Raw genomic sequence first — 3,968 nt, forward strand, 5'->3', positions numbered from 1 at the left:
CGCGCTATCCGCGCGTGCAGCTGGACGACGACCCGATCTACGTGCAAGCCGGAAAGGTGTGGACGGCCGCCGGCATGACGGCCGGCATCGACATGGCGCTCGCGCTGGTGCGGGCCGACCTGGGCCCGCAGATCGGCCTGGACGTGGCGCGCGAGCTGGTGGTGTTCATGGCGCGCTCGGGCAGCCAGGCGCAGCGCAGCACCTTGCTGAACCTGCAGGAGCGCCTCGCGCAGCGCGGTGCCGACAGCATGCTGACCGACCTGCTCGGCTGGGTCGCGACGCGGCTGAGCCAGCCCACCACCGTGACCGACATGGCCGGGCGCGCCGGCATGAGCCCGCGCAATTTCGCGCGCTTCTTCGTGCGCAGCACCGGGCAGACGCCGGCCAAGGTGGTGGAGCAGTTGCGCGTCGAGCGCGCCTGCCACCTGCTGGAGGCCTCGCCGGTGTCGATCAAGGCGATCGCGGCGCAGAGCGGTTTCGTCGACGACGAGCGCATGCGCCGCGCCTTCGTGCGCCAGGTCGGCTGCACGCCGGCCGAGTACCGCGCCCGGCTGGGCGGCTTCGATGCGCCGGGGCGCAAGGCGAACTCGGGGCAACGCCACCTGCGCCGGGCGCCCTTGCCTGCGCAGGAGGCCCGCTCGCAAGGAGAACCCGCATGATCGAGCTGCTGATCTGGCTGGGCAGTGCGGCGGTGTTCCTCGCGGCCGGCGTGGCCGCCGGCTGGCATTTCGGCCGGGCACGCGAGATGAAGCGCGTGTCGCAGCGCGTATCGATCGTGCTGGGGCAGGTGGAGCGCCGGCACAAGAAGGAGCTGGGCCGCTTCCAGGCCGGCTTCGCAAAGCAGGCCCGGGAGCTGAAGGAGGCCCGCGCGAAGCAGCACCTGCGCGAGGCGGCCCACAGCCTGGCGCAGGCCCAGGCGCAAGCGCAGGCCCACGCGCAGGGCCGCTCACCGGCGCCGAAGCAGACGCTTTCCGAGCACGGCTTCGCGCCCACGCAGCCGATGCGGCATGCCAACCACTGAGCCGCGCGCGCCCATGCACAACCCCTACATCGCCCTGCAGTTTCCGACCGTGCCGGCACCGATCGTGCCGCAGCCGTCGCGCCGGACCCTGACGCAGCGGCTCAGCGAGGACGCCGGCTTCCTGCACGACTACCTGCGCGATGGCCTGAACCTGATCGAGCCGTTCAAGACCACCGAGCACTACGCCGGCTTCCTGACGGTGCAGTACCACATGCTGGGCGACGTGCGGCGGCTGTATGCCGATGAAGAGGTCTGGCAGGTCATCCCCGACCCCGGCCTGGCCGATGCGGAGCGCGCGAGCCGCATGGAGGCCGACCTGCACGACCTGGAGGCCTGGCCGCCCCACCCGCGCTCGTCGCCGGCACCGGCGACGCACGGCCTCGGGTTGATGGAGGCGCTGGGCTGGGTGCATGCGAGCGAGGGCCTGATGCTGAGCCTGGACTTGATGGCGCAGACGCAGCACCTCGGCGAGCACCTGGGCCTGGACGAGACGAACGGCGGGCGGCACCTGCTCGCACCATTGGGCAGCCGCACGCGCGCGTGGCGCAGCCTCGCGCAGGCGCTCGACTCGGCCCGCGTCTCCGAGGAGCAGGGCAGCGCCTTCGTCGCCGGTGCGAGCCTCGCGTACCACCGGTTCGACGAGCTGCTGTCGCTCGCGCTGCGGCCGCGCGCCGACACCGAGCCGGCGACGATGAGCTGAAGCCTCGACCGGCTGCTTGAGGCAGGCCCGGACGACCGAGGCGAGCGCGTCCAGGTCGGCCTGCCCCTGTGGCGGTCGGCGATCACGTCGCGGCGCCGGGAACGTGGCAACTGTTTCATATTTCTCGTATAGTCGGCTCATGGAACAAGAAGCCGTCATTCGAGCGCTTGCCGCGCTGGCCCACCCGCTGCGACTCGAGGTCTTCCGCGCCTTGGTGGTCGCCGGCCCGAGCGGCCTGACGCCCGGCGTGATGAGCGAAGGGCTCGGGACCGTTCCGACGACGCTGTCCTTCCACCTCAAGGAACTGATGGGCGCGGGACTGGTGACGCAGGAGCGCGTCAGCCGGCACCTCGTCTACCGCGCCGCGTACGACCAGATGAACGGCGTCATCGGTTTCCTCACCGAGAACTGCTGCGCAGGCGAGGCCTGCGCGGTGCCGCCCGAGTCCGCCAGGTGCGGATGTTGACCCACCCCCAGGAGCCCGCAATGAAGCGATTTCACGTCCATGCCCATGTGCAAGACCTGCAGGCGAGCATCGCCTTCTATTCGAAGATGTTCTCCGCGGAGCCGACCCGCGTCGAGAGCGACTACGCCAAGTGGATGATCGAGGATCCTCGCATCAACTTCGCGATCTCGACGCGCGGCAGCGCCCCCGGTGTCGACCACCTCGGCATCCAGGCGGACACCGAGGAAGAACTCGCCGCGCTGAAGTCGAGCGCGGAGGCCGCCGGCATGACGCTGCTCGATGTCGGCGAGACGAGTTGCTGCTATGCGCGCAGCGACAAGTACTGGGTGACCGACCCGCAAGGCATCGCGTGGGAGCAGTTCCGCACGCTGGGCAACATCCCGGTGTTCAGCGAGAAGCCGAAGGTCGAGGCGTCCGAGGCGGCTGCATGCTGCGCGAACGCCGCTCCGCGCGGGAAGCCGGTGGGCATTCCCGTCGCCGCTGCGCCGTCGGCGTGCTGCTGATTGGCTGCCCGCGAGATGAAAAGCCTGCCCCGGCGCGCACTGGTCGAGTTCATCGGAACCGGCCTGCTGCTGGCCGTCGTGATCGGCTCCGGCGTGATGGCAGAGCGCCTGGCCGGCGGCAATGTCGCGTTGGCGTTGCTCGCCAACGCGCTGGCGACCGTCGGCGGCCTGTACGTGCTGATCGTGGTGTTCGGTCCGACAAGCGGTGCGCACTTCAATCCCTCGGTGTCGCTGGCGATGGCCGCCCTCGGCCGACTGCCCCGGCTCGACCTCATCGCCTATGGCTGCGCGCAACTGCTGGGTGCGATGGCCGGAGCCTGGCTCGCTCACGCGATGTTTGACCTGCCGCTGCTGCAGGTATCTGCCAAGGTCCGCAGCGGGCCCGGCCAATGGCTCGCCGAAGGGGTAGCCACCGCCGGCTTGCTCATCGTCATCCTGAGAACACCACCGTCTCGCGTTGCCGCCGCCGTCGCCGCCTACATCGGCGCGGCGTACTGGTTCACCGCGTCGACATCGTTCGCCAACCCGGCAGCCGTCGTGGGGCGCATGCTGAGCGACACCTTCGCGGGCATCTCGCCGCCCAGCGCACCCGCGTTCATCGCGGCAGAGCTGGCCGGCGCCGGAGTCGCGCTCGCCCTGCATGGCTGGCTCGGACCCGACACACCCTTGGCTCAAGACCCGGCAAGGCCCGACCACCATGGATGACATCACGATCTATCACAACCCTGCCTGCGGGACCTCGCGCAACACGCTCGCGCTCATCCGGCATGCCGGCTTCGAACCCACCGTCGTCGAGTACCTGAAGACACCCCCGACGAAGGATCGCCTGCGCGAGTTGGTGGCCGCGACCGGCCAGCCGGTGCGCGCGCTGTTGCGCGAGAAGGGGACACCCTTCGCCGAACTGAAGCTCGATGAACCGCATTGGACGGATGAAGAGTTGATCGACTTCATCCAGYGGCATCCCATCCTGCTGAATCGGCCCATCGTCGTCTCGCGCCTGGGCACGGCGCTGTGCCGGCCTTCGGAGAAGGTGCTCGCGCTGCTCCCCGTGGCCCAATTGCCGCCGTTCACGAAGGAAGACGGCGAAGTGGTGGTCGACGATGGCGTGCGTCGGGGGTAGTCAAAGAGCCCAAGGAAGCCCCCGGGCATATTCCGTCAATCGGCTGGCGTGGATCACACCAGCCCGCCGACCCAGAAAGCGGAAAAGCCCTTGCAACTCATTGAGCTGCAAGGGCTTTTTGTTGGCGGAGTGGACGGGGCTCGCGGGTTCGAGCCCCG

7 protein-coding genes are annotated in these 3,968 nt (G+C 69.6%); all 7 read left to right on the forward strand.

The genetic code is table 11. The annotated features are described in order from the left end of the window. Positions 1–659: GlxA family transcriptional regulator (locus AC1D15_RS20750; RefSeq protein ID WP_477827453.1), on the forward strand; the 659-nt coding region annotated here is incomplete at its 5' end. Then, positions 656–1,021 (forward strand): hypothetical protein, encoded by a 366-nt coding sequence (locus AC1D15_RS20755; protein WP_477827454.1) that lies wholly within the window; start codon positions 656–658, stop codon positions 1,019–1,021. The genes AC1D15_RS20750 and AC1D15_RS20755, both read left to right, overlap by 4 nt. A 13-nt stretch (positions 1,022–1,034) precedes the next feature. Continuing rightward, on the forward strand, positions 1,035–1,721 hold the full coding sequence (locus tag AC1D15_RS20760; RefSeq protein WP_465114490.1) for a biliverdin-producing heme oxygenase: 687 nt from the start codon (positions 1,035–1,037) through the stop codon (positions 1,719–1,721). A gap of 139 nt (positions 1,722–1,860) precedes the next feature. After that, on the forward strand, positions 1,861–2,187 hold the full coding sequence (locus AC1D15_RS20765) for an ArsR/SmtB family transcription factor (protein ID WP_477827455.1): 327 nt from the start codon (positions 1,861–1,863) through the stop codon (positions 2,185–2,187). 20 nt (positions 2,188–2,207) lie between these two features. Then, positions 2,208–2,690: an ArsI/CadI family heavy metal resistance metalloenzyme gene (locus AC1D15_RS20770; RefSeq protein ID WP_477827456.1), complete on the forward strand. Its 483-nt coding sequence runs from the start codon at positions 2,208–2,210 to the stop codon at positions 2,688–2,690. Between the two features lie 15 nt (positions 2,691–2,705). Beyond that, entirely contained in the window at positions 2,706–3,395 is a 690-nt protein-coding gene (locus AC1D15_RS20775; RefSeq protein WP_477827457.1) for an aquaporin, read from the forward strand. After that, positions 3,388–3,810, forward strand: a complete 423-nt coding sequence (arsC, locus tag AC1D15_RS20780) for an arsenate reductase (glutaredoxin) (protein ID WP_477827458.1) — start codon at positions 3,388–3,390, stop codon at positions 3,808–3,810. Before AC1D15_RS20775 ends, arsC begins: the two co-directional genes overlap by 8 nt. The last annotated feature ends 158 nt before the right edge of the window (positions 3,811–3,968 follow it).

It is taken from the genome of Rhizobacter sp. P2_H2, from assembly GCF_056403375.1.